We start from the raw sequence: 15,522 nt of genomic DNA, 5'->3' as shown, positions 1-15,522 counted from the left end.
ACCGTGACCTGGGGTTTTCTGTTTCCGGTGATCGGGGCGGTCGGGCGCCTGCGGGCTCTGGGGTGCGGGCTGGCGGTGGGGTGACGGACGGGGGTACGTGGCCGCCGGAATCCGCCGTGCCGAGTCGTGAAGTGCCGGTGAAAACCCTGTGGAAGCGATGTCGGTAGGGCCGCTTATGCTGCACCCGACGATCATGCGGGACCAGGGGAGGGCGCAGTATGTTCGGCAAGCTGTTCGGTGGGCGTGAGGAGAGACCGGAGACGGATCCGCACGCCCTTCCTGTTCCGCGCAGGCAGAAGAACGGGATGTACACGCTGCGCGCGCTCGGGGACCGGCGGGTGCTCGCGTTGGTGGAGGCGGCGGACGCGGGGGACTGGGAGGCGGTGAAGGCGGCGCTGGCCCCCTTCGATCTCGGCCGCGATCATCAGGTCCTGGGGGAGATCGCCGAGCTGGACGGGGTGCAGGACTGGATCGGCCGGGCCGTCGAGGAGGACAAGGAGCACCGGGCGGAGGCACTGCTGATATCCGGGGCGCGCTACATCGACTGGGGTTGGGAGGCGCGTACCGACGAGCGTGCCGTCAACGTCAGTCAGGAGCAGTGGCGGGTCTTCCACGAGCGGCTCCGTATCGCCGAGGAACAGCTCCTCGAAGCCGCCGAGCTGCGGCCGGAGTGGGTCACGCCGTGGCGCCGTCTCCTCACGTCCGGCCGGGGCATGTCGCTGGGGCCCGCCGTCAACCGGACCCGGTTCGACGCCGCGCTGCGCCGTGACCCGCTGGATCTGGAGACCCACCTCGAATGGCTGTCGCAGTTGCAGCCCCGCTGGGGCGGCGAGCCGGGCGAGGCCCTGGCGTTCGCCCGTGACGCGCTCGCCCGCGCTCCGCAGGGGCACCGGCTCGGCTGTGTGGTCGCCATGGCGCACATCGAGGAATGGGTCGAGTCGGACGGCGAGGACCGCCTCCGCACTCCCGAGATCCAGGCGGAGTTGAGGGCCGTGGCCGACCACAGCATCCTCCACCCCGCCTATGTGCGTGCCCCGGGCTGGCAGCACGACTTCAACACGTTCGCCATGGCCCTGTCGCTGGCCGGTGAGCGCCATACGGTCAGGCGCGTCTTCCAGGCGCTCGACGGCGCCTACACCAGCTGGCCCTGGGTCTATTTCGCGGAGCCCGAGAAGCAGTTCGCGCGCCGCCACCGCCGCGGCTGAGCGCACGCCGGTCCCGGTACCTCCCCGCCACTCGCCGTTCCTACTGCCCCGGACTGCCCGATGACTCTGCCCGACACCGCCGCGAACCCGCCCGGCGCCGATCGCACCTTCCAGGTGGATCTGCGCGGCCTGGTCGATCTCCTCTCCCACCACCTCTACTCCAGCCCCCGTGTCTATCTGCGCGAACTCCTGCAGAACGCGGTGGACGCGCTGACCGCCCGGCGCGGCCTCGAACCGGACGCCCCCGCCGACGCCTTCGGCATCCGGCTGTACGCCGACGGTTCGGCCGTACGCGTCGAGGACGACGGGGTCGGTCTCACCGAGGCCGATGTGCACACCTTCCTCGCCACGATCGGCCGCAGCAGCAAGCGCGCCGAACGGATCGCCGAGCAACGCGGCGACTTCATCGGCCAGTTCGGGATCGGGCTGCTGTCCTGCTTCCTGGTCGCGGACGAGATCCACGTCCTGAGCCGCTCCGCCCGCACCCCCGACGCACCCGCCGTGGAGTGGCGGGGGCGCGGCGACGGCAGCTACACCGTCCGTACCCTGCCCGCGTCCGCCCGCCCCCGGCCCGGTACGACCGTCACGCTGACACCGCGCGCCGACGCGGGCGAGTGGACCCGGCCGGCCCAGGTGCACGCGCTGGCCCGGCACTTCGGCTCCCTGCTGCGCCACCCGGTGACCTTCGACGACGGCACGGGCGGTCCGGGGGCGTCCGTCAACCCCGAGCCCGCGCCCTGGGCGCGTACGTACCCCACCCCGGGCACCCGGTCCCGGGCGCTGGCCGCGTACGGCGAGGAGGTCTTCGGGTTCACGCCGCTGGACGTCATCGAGCTGGACCTGCCGGCCGTGGGTCTGAAGGGCATCGCGTGCGTGCTGCCCGAGGCGGTGCCGGCCGGGCGCCGCCACGGCCACCGCGTGCACGTCAAGGGCATGCTGCTGTCCGAGAAGGCCGAGGAGATCCTGCCCGAGTGGGCGTTCTTCGTCCGCTGCGTCGTCGATGCCGAGAGCCTGCGTCCGACGGCGTCCCGCGAGTCCCTGTACGAGGACGACACGCTCGCCGCGGTCCGCGACGCCCTCACCGAGCGGCTGCGCGCGTGGATCGCCCGTGCCGCCGCCAGCGACCCGGACCTGCTCGCCCGCTTCCTCCAGGCCCATCACCTGGCCGTGAAGTCGCTCGCGGTGCACGACGACGAGATCCTGCGGATGCTGCTGCCCTGGCTGCCGTTCGAGACCACCGACGGGCACACCACCCTCGACGAGTTCGCGCGGACCCACCGCACCGTGCTCGTCACATCGAGCGTGGAGGAGTTCCGGCAGGTCGCGGCGATCGCCTCGGCCGCCGGGCTCGGCGTCGTCAACGGTGGCTACACCTTCGACCGCGAACTGGTCCACCGGCTGCCCGAGGTCAGGTCCGAGGTCAGCGTCGCCGACCTCGACCCGGCGACCCTCACCGCCCACCTGGACCCCGTCGACCGTGAGACGGAACTGGCCGCCGCGGCCTACCTCGGCCTGGCCCGCGACGCCCTCGCCGTCTTCGACTGCGATGTCGCGCTGCGCACCTTCCACCCCGCCTCCGCCCCCGCCCTGCTCGTCGACAGCCGCGAGGCCCGGCACGAGCGCACCCGCTCCCAGCTCGCCCGTGAGCAGGAGGGCGGCCTGTGGGGCGACATCCTCGGCGCGCTGCGCCAGGAGGCCCCGCGGGCCCAGCTGATCCTCAACCAGCTCAACCCGCTGGTCCGCACCGCCGTCGCCATCGACGAGCCCGAGCTGGCCCGCACCAGCGCCGAAGCCCTCTACGGGCAGGCCGCGCTGCTGTCGCGGCGCCCGCTCCGGCCCGCCGAATCGAGCCTCATCAACCGCTCCTTCCTCGACCTTCTCGCCCACGCCCTGCGCAAGGACAGCTGACGATGCCGACCGCACCCCAGACCACCGACGAGCTGTACGAGGCGCTCCAGGAGAACGACCGGCGCCCCTACGGCCGGACCCGCACGGTGACCGCCGAGGAACTCGTCGACGCCGCCGAGCAGTTCGCGGAGCCGGTCCCGCTCGTTCACGCGCTCTTCGAACTCCAGGAGGCGTACACCTACGGCTCCGAACCCCGGAAGTCGCCCGTCGTCTTCGCCCGTCTGCTCACCCTGTTCGACGAGCAGCCCGAGGTCTTCGACGAGCGCCGGCGCCATCTGCTGTTCTGGCGGTTCAAGTGGGTGGCCAACGCCCTGCTCGCCCTGCCCGAGATACCACTGGCCGCGCTGCGCCAGTGGCTGACGGAGATGCGCGACCGGTACGAGAGGGCCGGCCTGGGCCTCCAGCCCTACTACGGACAGGCGTATCAGCTCGCCGCCCACATCGGTGAGGGCACCACCCTCGCCCACGAGCTGTGGGCGGGCCGCCCCCGTACCCCGCTCAGCGACTGCGAGGCCTGCGAGATCTGCGAGCTGGCCCGGCACCATCTCGCGGCGGGCGACGACGAGCGGGCGCTGGGCGTCTGGGAGCCCGTCCTGGCCGGGAAGGAGTCCTGCCAGGAGGAACCGGCCCGCTCCGTCTCGTACGCGCTGCTGCCCCTGCTGCGCACCGGCCGAACCGACCGGGCCCGCGAACTGCACCTCGCCGGCTACCGCGGCTGCCGCCGCAACCCCTCGATGTCCGCCGAGATCGGCCGGCACCTGGAGTTCTGCGCGCTGACGGGCAACGAGGCCCGCGGCCTGGAACTGCTCGCCGAGAACCGGAACCTGTTCGACGAGGTGGAGTCGCCGCTGGAGATGTCCGGCTTCCTCACCGGCGTGGAGGTCCTCCTCCAGCGCGTCGAACTCCTCGGCCACGGCGAGCTGCCCGCCGCGGGATACGCGGGCCGCACCTGGACGGTGGCCGCCCTGCGCGCCGAGGTGCGGGGACGCGGCGAGGACCTCGCCGCCCGCTTCGACGCCCGCAACGGAACCACGGCCCACACCGACCGCCGCCGCGCCCGCCTGGAGCGTGCCCCGCTCCTGGACGCGCTGGAACTGACCCTGCGCACCCGCCGCCTCGACGATGTGACCCCGGCCGCCCCGGTGGCCGCGCCCGCCGCCCGCACGGACGCCGGCGCACCGGAGTCGCTGCCCGAACTCATCCTCCGGGCACGGGCGCTGGAGAAGGAGGGGCACCCGGACGCGCGGGCCTGCTGGGAGCGGCTGCGCACGCGCGCCGCCGCCCGCGACTACACCCACCCCGAGGACCCGGCGGTGGGCCCGCTCGTACGGCTGCGCGCCGACCTGCTGGCCGACGAGGCGGGCCGGGCGGGCGAGAAGGACGAGTTCGCCGATTCCGCCGCTCTGCACGAGGAGGCGGCGGGCCTGTACGACGACGCCGGAGCACCGGGTGACGCGGCGTTCGCCCGCGCGTGCGCGCTGCTGGCCACCGCCGAGATCCCCGCGGAGGGCGACGGCGAGGACGCCGGGGCGAAGGCCGCCGCGCTGACCGCCGCCCACGCGGCCATGGTCCGCCTGCACGAGGAGACGCCCGGCCTCGCCCCGCACCAGGAGGCCCGCCTGCTGCGGCTGCGGGCGACCGCGCTCGGAATGCGGTTGCAGACCTCGGGGAGCGAGGAGCACGTCGCACCGGTCTTCGCCGAGGCGGACCTGCTGCACGCGTTCGCCACCCGGCACGACGTCGGCAGCCAGATCTCCGGCGCCCTGCTGCTGCGCGCCAGCACCCACGCGCTCTCCGGCGACCTGCCCGCCGCGGTCACCGAGACCGACGGCCTGCTCGACCGGCTGAAGGCGTCCGGACCCGCCTGGCACCTGCCCCGTACGCTCGGACTGCGCGGCCGGCTCCAGCTCGGCCTCCGGGACGCGCCGGCCGCCCACGCGGACCTGGCCGAAGGGCTGCGACTGGCCGCCGACTGGCCGGCCGGCACGGTCGACACCAGCCGCATCCACAGCGATCTGGCCGAGGCCTGCATGCACCTCGGCCGTCCCGACGAGGCACTGCGGCACCTGACGCGTTCGGCGGAGCTGGACCTGCGCGGCGGCAGCCGGACGGACGCGTTCTGCACATACAGCAACGCGGCCCAGCTCTGCCTCGACCTGGGCCGGGTCGAGGACTGCATCGCGCTGCTCGACTCCCTGCTGGCCGGACCGGACGTCACCGGCGGCGAGCTGGACGACCGGCTCGTCGCCCAGCTCCGGCTGACCCGCGCCCGCGCGCTGCACGCGGGGGAGGACCTCAAGGCCGCCACGGCGGAACTGCTCGTCCTCGCCGCCGAGTCGGCCGACTGGGAGGACGACCCGGGGAGCCACGCCATGATCGCCGCCGAGACCGCCGTACTCCTCGGCGAGTCCGGCGAGTTCGGCCGGGCCCGTGAGGTCGCGGAGCAGGCACTCGCCGCCCATGCCCGCGCCCCGCGCTATGAGCAGCTCAGCAACTGCCTGCGCGAACTCGCCCGTCTCCAGGCCCAGCAGCAGGGCCCCGACGGCCTGCCCGACGCCCTGGCGCGGCTCGCCGACGCGGGCAGGGTCGCCGACGAGGCCCGTGCCGCCGGGTACGAGGCCCGCGGGCGGTCCCTGGACACCGCCCTGGCCTACGAGTACGGGCGGGTCCACGCCCATGCCGGTGAGTACGAGGCCGCCGTGTCCGCCCTGGACGAGGCGCTCGTCCTGATCGGGGAGCCGGGACCGGAGGAGGGCAGCGCCGAGGAGTGGGCCGAGTGCGTCCGTCTCGCCGGTGCCGTGGAGGGCCTCTACCTGGAGCGTCCCGCTCCCGCCCTCGCCCGCCTCGACTCCGCGGTCTCCCGTCTGACCGCCCTGGGCCACACCGAGGAGGCCGGGGAACTGGGCTCCCTGGCCGCCCGGCTGCGCGACGAGGAGTGACACGCAGGCGGTGGACGCACGAGGGCGGTGCGCCGGGGCGTGGGCTCCGGCGCACCGCCCCTCGTCCCGCCGCGGCTACCCGAGCCCGCGCGCGTCGGTGAACCGGGCCAGGGCGGCGGGGAGTTCGACGAGCGGGGCCGGATAGTCGTAGCGGGCCCGTTCCCGGGGCGGGAGCTTCCAGGGCTCATGGACCGCCGCGCCCTCCAGGCCGGCCAGTTCGGGCACCCAGCGGCGTACGTAGTCGCCCCGCGGGTCGTGGCGGCGGGCCTGGGCGGTGGGGTTGAGGACCCGGTTGGGACGGGTGTCGGTGCCGGTGCCGGCCGTCCACTGCCAGTTGAGCTGGTTGTTGGCCACGTCCCCGTCGACCAGCAGGTCCAGGAAGTGCCGGGCGCCGACGCGCCAGTCCAGGTAGAGCGTCTTGGTGAGGAAGCTCGCCGTCAGCATGCGGGCCCGGCCCGGCATCCAGCCCTCGTGGCGCAGCTGGCGCATCGCCGCGTCGATCACCGGATAGCCGGTGCGGCCGTCGCGCCAGGCCTGCGCCTCGGCGTCGTCGTGCCGCCAGCGGTCGTGCCGGGGTCGGTAGTCGGTGTGCGCGGCCTGCGGCCGGGCCGCCAGGACCTGCTGGTGGAAGTCGCGCCAGGCCAGCTGGCGTACGAAGGCCTCGGCGCCGGGGTTCGCGGGGTGCCCGAGTCCGGCCCGGTGGACCAGCTCGGTGGCGGACAGGGTGCCGAAGTGCAGGTGCGGGGAGAGCCGTGAGGTGGCGTCGGCCGCGAGGTCGGAGTTCCGGTCGGCGTAGGCGTCCAGGGAGGTGCGCAGCCAGGAGGTGACACGGCGGCGGGCCTCGTCCTCGCCGCCCGTCGCGAGCCCCGGGGACACTCCGGCGATCCCGGCGCGTCCGGGCAGGTCGGGCGGGCCGATGTCCGCGGGGACCGGAACGGACCGGGGGGCGGCCAGGGGCTTGCGGGCGGCCGTTCCCCGCCACCGCCGGAAGTACGGGGTGAACACCGCGAAGTGGTCCTTGCCCTGGGGCACTTGGGCCCCCGGCGGAACCACCGTGACCACCGCGTCGTGGACCCGCAGCGTGCGGCCCCGCCGGGCGAGGGCCGCGCCCAGCCGCTCCTCGCGCCGCTGTGCGTAGGCGCTGGAGCCTGCGGCCACGTGCACCTCGCGGGCCCCGTAGCGGTCGGCCACCGCGCAGACCTCCGCCACCGCCTCGCCGGACCGGAGCACCAGCCGGCCGCCGCGTTCCCGCAGGCCGGCGTCGAGGCCGGCCAGGCAGTCGGCGAGGAAGGCCCGTCGGTTGGGTGCGTCGAATCCGGCCGCGTGCACGCCCTCGTCGAGCACGAACAGCGGGACCACCCGCTCGGCGCTCCGCAGCGCGGCACGCAGTACCGGATTGTCGTGCAGCCGGAGATCGGCGGTGAACAGGCAGACGGAGACGCTCACTTGTGCGCTCCGGCCGTCCGGTAGGTGTCCCTCTCGGTCATGTGACCGGCCTTTCTCGCGGGTCCGGGATGCGAGAGGGAACGTATCGGACGGCCGGGGGAGCCGTACGGAGCCGTGCCGGTGGGATCAGGTGTCCGACCCGGACGGGTACGCGGCTTCGAACGCGGCCCGGAAGAGGGCGTCGACGTCCTGGCCGCTGAGTCCCTCGGCCCGCGCCTGGCGCATCCATTCGGACAGCGCGCCGTGCAGCGGGGAGCCGGGGCCCGTCAGGGGCTGGGCGAGGGAGCGGGTGATGAAGGTGCCCGCTCCCTGGCGCACCTCGGCCAGGCCCGCCCGTTCCAGCTCGCGGTAGGCCTTGAGGGTGGTGTTCGGATTGACCTTGGTGGTCGCCGCGACCTGCGCGGCGGTGGGCAGCCGGTCGCCCTCCTTCAGAGCGCCCATGCGCAGGGCCTGTTCGACCTGCCGGACGATCTGGAGATACGTTGCCACTCCGCTTCGCCGGTCGATGCGGAATACGACCACGGACTTCACCTTCCGCTCGATTGCCGACACTTTACGTATACGGGTGCGGGGTGCCCTACAGGGGGCGCCGCGAGACCCGCCGCAGGGTGAAGGCCGTCAGCAGTGCCGTACCGGCGATCAGGATGCCCGCGCCGGTCCACTGCATGGCCGCCATCTGGTCGTAGTCGAGGTATTCGATGACGCTGTTGACGATGCCCTTCCCCTTGAGGCACGCGGCGGTGGCCTTCTCGGTCGTCTCGGCGCAGGAGCCCCAGCCGTAGAGGGTCCCGTCGGCGCTCGCGACCCATCGGTCCACCTCGTACGACTCGGCGAAGCGGGCCGGGAGCTCACTGTCCAGCGGGTAGGTGAACAGATGGGTCGGAGCCAGGTGCAGCCGGAGCTCGCCCCAGAGGATCTGCACGGCCGCGGAGAAGACGAAGGTGACCACCATCGAGGCCAGGACGCGGCGCAGCAGCACGCCGATGGTGATGCCGGCGGCGGTGAGGAAGAGACAGAGCGCCGGGAGCACGGGTCCGGTGTTGTCGAAGATCGAGCCCTCCACCCAGGTACTGGGGAAGACCGAGCGGTAGGGCTCCCACCACCAGGTGAAGAGCGCGGAGAGCACCGCGCCGGCCGCCACGGCCACGGCCAGGCACCAGGCGATCTTGACGGTCAGCCAGCGCAGGCGGGTCACGGACTGGGTGGTGGCCAGCTGGGCGGTGCCCTGCTCCTGGTCGGCGGCGATCAGGGGGGCGCCGAAGAACACGGCGAGGATCACCGGCAGCGCGCCCAGCAGGGTGGAGAGGTAGTTGTACTGGTCCCCCAGGGGCTGTTCGGGGGCGGGCTTCGCGGGCCAGCCCGCGTCGTCCAGCAGCTGGATCAGCTCGGCGCGCTGGTACACGATCAGTGCTGAGCAGAGAAGCACCAGCGCGAGGACGGAGGCCAGCGCGGCACGGTGCTGGCGTACCACGAGCCAGCTCAGCCCGCGCAGCATCCGCGGCCGGTCGGCCCGTTCGGTACGGGAGTCGGTCAGGGTGGTGCTCATGCGGTCCTGGTCCCTTCGGCCTCGATACGGGCGCCGGGCGTGTACAGCGAGGGCGCGTCCGGTGAGCGGAGATGGGCGAGCAGTACTTCTTCCAGACTGGGTTCGGAGATCTGCCAGTCGCCGGAGAGGGGGCCCTTCGGCCGGACCAGGGCGTGGAACTGCCGTCCCTGGATCTTCGCTTCGACCACGGTGTGCGGGGCGAGCGCGGAGGGCAGCGCCCCGTCCTCGGTGACACCCGTGACCAGACAGTGGGCCGGGACCAGCGCGTCGGCGTCACCGGCCATCCTGATCCTGCCGTCGGCGAGGACCAGCAGGTAGTCGCACATGTCCTCCAGCTCCGTCAGCATGTGGGAGGACATCACCACGGTGGTGCCGCGCTCGACGGCCTCCGCCATCAGCAGCGTGCTCATCTCGTCGCGGGCCAGCGGGTCCAGGTCCGACATCGGCTCGTCCAGCAGCAGCAGATCGGGCCGCTTGCCGAAGGCGAGCGCGAAGGCGACGCGGGTGCGCTGGCCGCCGGAGAGCGTGCCGACCCGGGCGTCCATCGGGACCTGGCCCGAGCGGACGATCCGTTCGGCCGCCGCCTGGTCCCAGCCGGGGTTGAGCTCGCTGCCCATACGCAGTGTCTCGGCCACGGTGAACCGCTTGAACAGGGGCTTGTCCTGTCCGAGGAAGGCGAATCTGGGCAGCACGGCGGGGTCCCGCACGGGGATGCCGAAGACCCGGAGTTCACCGTCGGTCGGCTGCACCTGCCTGGTGGCCATGCCCAGCAGGGTGCTCTTGCCCGCGCCGTTGGGGCCGACGAGACCGCAGATCCGTCCGGCCGGCAGCCGGAAGGAGCAGTCGCGCAGCGCCCAGCCGCGCCGGTACCGCTTGCCCAGGCCGCGGGCCTCCAGGGCCCATGTGCCCGAAGTCCCGTTCGGGGTGCTCGTGTCTGCCACGCGCCTCGCCTCGATTCCACTAGTCAACTAATGGAATCATGGAGTTTTGGGTGAGGGCGTGTCAAGCGGCGGGCGGAGAACGCGCGAGGCGCCGGCCGAGGACCCCCCTGGGTACCTTCTCGGCCGACGCCTCGCGCGGTGGTGCTTGTGCTAGCGGGTCCAGGGCAGGTCCGGGTCCGGCTCGTCCGTGTCCGTACCGGTGCCGGGGTCCGGCTCGGTGTCGCCGGACACCGCGTCGGGGGCGACCGCGGCGGTGACGGTGAGCGAGGACGGGGACGGGGAGGGGGACGGGTTGGGGCCGGGGCCGGTCCAGGGCAGGTCGTCGTCCGTGCCGTTCGTCGCGGTGAGCGTCGCGCCGGCCGTCGGGGCCGCCTTCGTCCAGGGCAGGTCGTCGTCCGTTCCGGCGTTCGCCGTACCGGCGAAGAGCAGGACGTTCAGGCAGGCCGCACCGATGACCGCCGCGAAGAAAGTTCTGTTCTCACGCATTCTTGAGATCCCCCTCGATTGCTGCTTCGTTCGTTCTGGTCAAACCGTACCCCACCCAATTTTTGACTACATTTCTCTGCGATTTCCTGCGGGGGAACCCTCGCGAAAATGTGGCGAAAGAGGGGAGGGCTAAGCTCCCCCCGAGAAGCCGGTGGAATGCGAAGCACTTTCCTCCAGTGCCGCCTGCTTCGGCAGTGATGTGAGAATCAAGGGAACGGTTCGGTCCATGCGTGGTGTGGGGGAACGCCGTGGCGCGGAGGGGGAATGGCATGCTCAAGGAGATCGGGCTCGGTCAGGATGCGGAATACGCCTATCGCACTCTGCTGAAGGAACCGACCGCAGAGGTACAGGTGCTGGCGGAACAGTTCGGCTGGTCCGTCGACCGGGTTTCCACCGCACTCGCCGAGCTTTCCGAGCTTTCGCTCGTACGGCCGTCCTGGGAGAATCGTGGAAGTTCGCGTCCGGTGGATCCCGAACTCGGACTCAAAATGCTGATCCAGTCCCAGGAGATGGAACTCCTGAAACTCCAGCAGACGCTTTCGGAGAGCAAGCTCGCGGTGGCCCGGCTGATCGCGGACTACCGGGACGAGGAGGACCGGTTCGCCCCCAGCACGGTCAAGCTGGCGAGCGGCCCGGACGCGGTCCAGGCCTGTATCGAGAGGGTCAGCCATGAATGCCACGACGAGGTCGAGGTGTTTCTCCCGGGCGGCGCCCAGCCGGCGGTGAGCCTCCAGGAGTCCCGTCCGCTGGACCTGATGCTGCTGGAGCGCTCGGTGCGGGTCAGGTGCGTCTATCTGGACAGCATCCGCAACGACCGGCCGACCAGTGAGTACGCCCAGTGGCTCGGTGAGCAGGGCGGGCAGGTCAGGACCGTCCCCCAGCTGCCGCTGCGGATGATCATCTGGGACCGCCGGGTGGCGCTCGTCCCGGTGGACCCCCTCGACCAGGACCGGGGCGCGTTCCTGCTGTCGAGCCCGGGGCCGGTCGCCGCGCTCCAGGCGCTGTTCGAGCAGGTCTGGCAGATGGGGTCACGCTTCGGCGAGGAGCGCGAGCGCGACCGCTGCCGGAATTCCGACGGCGCTCCGGCCGATCAGGAGGCCGCCGTCCTGGGGCTGCTCGCCGCCGGGCTCACCGACGAGGTCATCGCCCGGAAGCTCGGGGTGTCCGTCCGTACCAGCCGCCGGATCACCGCCGAGCTGATGAGCAGGCTGGGTGCCCGGAGCCGGTTCCAACTGGGCGCGCTGGCGGCGCAGCGCGGCTGGCTGACGGTGTGAGGCCCGAGAACGCGAGTGAGGGTCCGGGGTCGAGGGTGTCGGCCCGGGGACGAGGGTGAGAGCCCCCGGGACGCGGGTGAGGGCCCGGGGACGAGGGTGTGGGTCCGGGGCACCGCCCGTAACCGCCGAGGCCCGGCTCCGGCCCCGCGGCGAATGCGCCGGGGGGCCGGAACCGGGCAGGAGGCATGCTCACCGTTCGGGATGAGCGGGCCGGCCGGTCAGTGGAACCTGGTCAGCCCACGTCCAGGGTGACGTCGTCCACGACGAAGGAGGTCTGGAGCGACTGGTCCTCCACACCCGTGAACTTCAGGACGACCGTCTGTCCCGCGAACTCCCCGAGGTCGTGGGTCTTGTGCGCGTACCCGGCGGCGCTGTCGGTGTTCGACAGGGCGGCCAGCGTCCTGCCGCCCGCCGTCACGGTGAGGGTGTCGTAGGCGGTGGCCTCCGTCTCGGCGGTGTCGATGTGCACGTAGTACGAGAGCCGGGCCGAGGTGCAGCCGGCCGGGATGGTCACACTCTGGGCGGCGCTGTCGGTGCGCGGTGAGCCCCAGCCGTTCAGCCAGGCCGAGAACGAGCCGCTGTGCGGTGTCTGGCCCGGCTGGTCGGTGATCACACCGGAGGTGGTGGTCCACGGCGAACCGCCGTTCTCGAAGCCGCCGTTGACGACCACCTGCGCCGGGGTGCAGCCGCCGCCGCTGCCGACGGTCAGGGTGTACGAGGTGCTGTGGCTGACGTTTCCGGCGGCGGTGACCGTCAGGGTGTACGTGCCCGGCGTCACCGAGGCGCCGACCTGGACGGAGAGGGTGGCCGTATCGCCGGTGCGCACCGAGGCCGGGCTCACCGAGGCGCTCACCCCGGCGGGTGCGCCGCCGACCGAGAGGTTCACGGTCTGGGCGGCGCCGCTGACCGTCGTGGTGTTCACCGTCGCGGTGGCGCTGCCGCCCGGCTCGGCCTTGCCGGCGGCCGGGCTGACGGCGACCGAGAAGTCCTGCGCCGGGGTGTCGCCGCCGACGGCCTGCTTCCAGATCGTGTAGGCCACGCCGTCGGCGCTGCGGTCGAGCACCGTGGCGTTGATGTTGTTCGTCGTGTCGCAGGCGCTGTGGTAGCAGGAGTCGTACGCGGCGTTCGCCGAGCCGCCCCACTTGGCCGCCTGTGCGGCGGTCTTGCGGGCGTTGGCCCCTGCCGCGTACCCGGAGGTCGCTATTCCGGCCTGCTGGAAGGAGTAGTCGTCGCTGCGGCCCTGGCCCTCGGTGTTCTCCTCGGGTGCCAGGCCGAGCGAGGTCCAGTACGCCTTCATCGGGGCGGCGGCGGCCGAGTTGAGGTTGTTGATGAAGTAGCCGCCGTTGGTCGAGCCGACCATGTCGAAGTTGTAGTACGTCTTGATGGCCGTGCGCTCGGAGCTGGAGAGCCGGTTGACGTAGAACTTCGAGCCGTTGAGCCCCTGCTCCTCGTCGGTCCACCAGGCGAAGCGGACGTGCTTGGTCATGGTGGGGTTCTTCTGCGCCAGCACGAGCGCGTTCTCCAGCAGGGTCGCCGAGCCGGAGCCGTTGTCGTTGATGCCGGGCCCGGCCGAGACGCCGTCCAGGTGCGAGCCGAACATGACCGTCTGGTCCGCGGGGCCGCCCGGCCAGTCGGCGATCAGGTTGTTCGACGGGTAGGTGCAGCTGGTGCAGGTCTGCTCGCTGACCGTGTAGCCGGCCGCCTGGAGCTTGGACTTCACATAGGCCAGCGACTGGGTGTACCCGGCGCTTCCGGCCCGGCGGTTGCCGCCGTTCGCCGAGGCGATGGAGCCCAGTTGGCCGAGGTGCGCCCGGACGGCGGCCACGTCGATGTTCGGCGGGTCGGTGCCCGGCTGGGTGCCGCCGACGTTGAGCGTGTAGTCGACGGTGTGCGACAGGCTCGTGCCCTGGCCCTTCACGACGACGGTGGCGGAGCCGGGCGCGGCGTTGGCCGAGGCGGTCAGCGTCAGTGTCGAGGACTGGCCGGACTGCACGGTGGCGGGGGAGAACGCGGCGGTGACCCCGGACGGCAGCCCGGTGGCGCTCAGCGTGACCTGCTGGGCCTGCCCGGTGGTGGTGCCGGTGGTCACCGAGGTGCTGACCGAGGCGCCCTGCTGGACGCTGCCGGAGGCCGGGTTGAGGGCCATCGAGAAGTCGTTGTTCTGGCCCGAGGGCGTACAGGCCGGGTCAGCGGTCTGGGCGGGCACGCTGATCGCGTCCCAGGCGGCCTTGGTCTTCGTGTGCAGACCGCAGGTGGCATCGAGCGCCTTGGCCGAACTCAGCGTCGCCGTCCGGTACTTCTTGTACGACATGCTGCTGGTCTTGAGCAGCATGCCCCCGTAGAAGATCTTGCCGGCCGTGGTGATGCCCACACCGGTCAGCGTGGTGCCGTTGCAGGTGCTGCTGTTGGGCTTTCCGCCGCCGGGGCTGGTGCCCTCGGCGAGCAGGTAGAACCAGTGGTTGAGCGGTCCCGCCGCCGCGTGCGTCTCGGTGCCGGGGATGGAGGAGCTGTAGCAGGCGGGGTCGTTGTTGACGGCCGGCGGGTTGTACATGTTGCGTATCGGGCCGCGGCCCTGGAGGTCGACCATCTCGCCGACGGTGTAGTCGGGGACGTCGTAGGGCGCGGGCTGGCCGGCGTACGACTCGGTGAGCGCGCCGAAGATGTCGCCGGTGGCCTCGCCGAGACCGGACTCCTGGCCGCTGGTGCCGCCGGGGGTGTTGGTGTCGATGGCGTGCCCGTACTCGTGGGCGACCACGTCCATGCCGGCTATCCACTGGTTCGCGCTGTTGCGGCCGATGGTGACCTGGCTGCCGTCCCAGTAGGCGTTCAGCTCGTTCAGGCCGACCTTGCCGGGGAAGGAGCGGCCGTTGCCGTTGACGCCGTTGCGCCCCAGCCAGTCCTTGAGCATGTCCCACTGCTTCTGCGCGGCGAACATCAGGTCCACGCAGCCGGTTTCCTTGGAGGTGGGGTTGCCGGTGCCCCAGGAGTCGGAGGACTTCGAGAAGACCTGGCCGGTGCTGTAGTCGGCGCAGCTCAGCCCGGGACGGTTCGGATCCCGCAGCGAGTAGGAGCCGCCCGACGCGGTGGTGTCGATGGCGAGCGGGGCGGGACCGTTCCACTTGCTGTTCCCGGTGCCGGCCACCACCTCGTCATGGGTGTCCAGGACCTTGCCGGTGCGCGCGTCCACATAGACGTGCAGCTTGCTGGGGGCGTTCCTGGTACGGCCGGCCAGCACGGTCTCCCAGGCCAGTGCCTGACGCCCGTCGGTGATCTTCACCACCAGCCGGCTGTCCACGACCTTGTCGACCCGGGCCAGCCTGGTGCGGGCGACCGTCTCGGCGCGTTCGGCGCTGATCCCCGGATCGGTGGCCACGTCCACCTGCCGGTCGCTGGCGGACCGCACCGCGCGGACGTCGCCGTCGCCGTCGGCCAGTACCACCGCGTCACCGCCCACGACCGGCAGGCCGCGGTAGCTGCGCTCGTAGGCGACCGAGTAGAGGCCCTTCAGCCAGGGGGTGACCCGGCGCCGTTCGTACTGTTCCTGCGGCGCGTTGACCAGCGAGTCGAGGCCGCTGCCGACGGCCCGGTCGGCGGCCGCGACGGCCCGCGCGGCGGGATCGGCGGCTGTGGCGGTCCTGGCCTGGGGGGCGGCCGCGGCGGCCGTCTGCGTCACGACGCCGGCGAGGCCGGCCGTCAGTGACAGCGTGGCCGCGACGGCCGTGAGTCTGATGGATCGCACGGGTTCACTCCAAGGGGGAGGAGGACGGGCGGGGCAGA

At 72.4% G+C, this 15,522-nt stretch carries 10 protein-coding genes; 4 read left to right on the top strand and 6 right to left on the bottom strand.

All coding sequences use genetic code 11. From position 1 onward, the window contains the following. Nucleotides 1-218: 218 nt before the first annotated feature. The 3 genes from ABT170_RS08920 to ABT170_RS08910 are packed head-to-tail and all read left to right on the top strand — an operon-like array spanning nt 219 to nt 6,052. Nucleotides 219-1,205, top strand: coding sequence for a hypothetical protein (locus tag ABT170_RS08920; RefSeq protein ID WP_351865312.1), 987 nt, complete (start codon nt 219-221; stop codon nt 1,203-1,205). Nucleotides 1,206-1,265: 60 nt separating this feature from the next. Beyond that, entirely contained in the window at nt 1,266-3,113 is a 1,848-nt protein-coding gene (locus ABT170_RS08915; protein WP_329942922.1) for an HSP90 family protein, read from the top strand. Between the two features lie 2 nt (nt 3,114-3,115). Continuing rightward, entirely contained in the window at nt 3,116-6,052 is a 2,937-nt protein-coding gene (locus ABT170_RS08910) for a tetratricopeptide repeat protein (RefSeq protein ID WP_351865309.1), read from the top strand. A 75-nt stretch (nt 6,053-6,127) separates the two neighbouring features. Here ABT170_RS08910 and ABT170_RS08905 read toward each other — a convergent pair whose 3' ends face one another. From ABT170_RS08905 to ABT170_RS08885, 5 genes are all read right to left on the bottom strand, one after another. Next, entirely contained in the window at nt 6,128-7,498 is a 1,371-nt protein-coding gene (locus ABT170_RS08905; RefSeq protein WP_351865306.1) for a cryptochrome/photolyase family protein, read from the bottom strand. A gap of 126 nt (nt 7,499-7,624) precedes the next feature. Next, a complete protein-coding gene (locus ABT170_RS08900; protein ID WP_329943027.1) occupies nt 7,625-8,029 on the bottom strand; it encodes a GntR family transcriptional regulator in 405 nt (134 codons plus the stop codon). 46 nt (nt 8,030-8,075) lie between these two features. Beyond that, a complete protein-coding gene (locus ABT170_RS08895; RefSeq protein WP_351865303.1) occupies nt 8,076-9,044 on the bottom strand; it encodes an ABC-2 membrane transporter-related protein in 969 nt (322 codons plus the stop codon). Then, a complete protein-coding gene (locus ABT170_RS08890) occupies nt 9,041-9,985 on the bottom strand; it encodes an ABC transporter ATP-binding protein (RefSeq protein ID WP_329942926.1) in 945 nt (314 codons plus the stop codon). The genes ABT170_RS08895 and ABT170_RS08890 overlap by 4 nt, the downstream gene beginning before the upstream one ends. Nucleotides 9,986-10,135: 150 nt before the next feature. Then, on the bottom strand, nt 10,136-10,471 hold the full coding sequence (locus ABT170_RS08885; RefSeq protein ID WP_329942927.1) for a hypothetical protein: 336 nt from the start codon (nt 10,469-10,471) through the stop codon (nt 10,136-10,138). Between the two features lie 269 nt (nt 10,472-10,740). Between ABT170_RS08885 and ABT170_RS08880 the strand changes: the two genes are divergently transcribed. After that, on the top strand, nt 10,741-11,745 hold the full coding sequence (locus ABT170_RS08880; protein ID WP_351865299.1) for a LuxR C-terminal-related transcriptional regulator: 1,005 nt from the start codon (nt 10,741-10,743) through the stop codon (nt 11,743-11,745). 232 nt (nt 11,746-11,977) lie between these two features. On the opposite strand, the gene ABT170_RS08875 is transcribed toward ABT170_RS08880, so the two are convergent. Further along, complete coding sequence (locus tag ABT170_RS08875) at nt 11,978-15,484, bottom strand: M28 family peptidase (RefSeq protein ID WP_351865297.1); 3,507 nt, start codon at nt 15,482-15,484, stop codon at nt 11,978-11,980. Nucleotides 15,485-15,522: the final 38 nt, after the last annotated feature.

It is taken from the genome of Streptomyces sp. NPDC001787, from assembly GCF_040297465.1.
Lineage (GTDB): Bacteria > Actinomycetota > Actinomycetes > Streptomycetales > Streptomycetaceae > Streptomyces.
The sequence above is the reverse complement of the archived record's forward strand: the minus strand, read 5'-3'. Positions and strand labels throughout refer to the sequence as shown.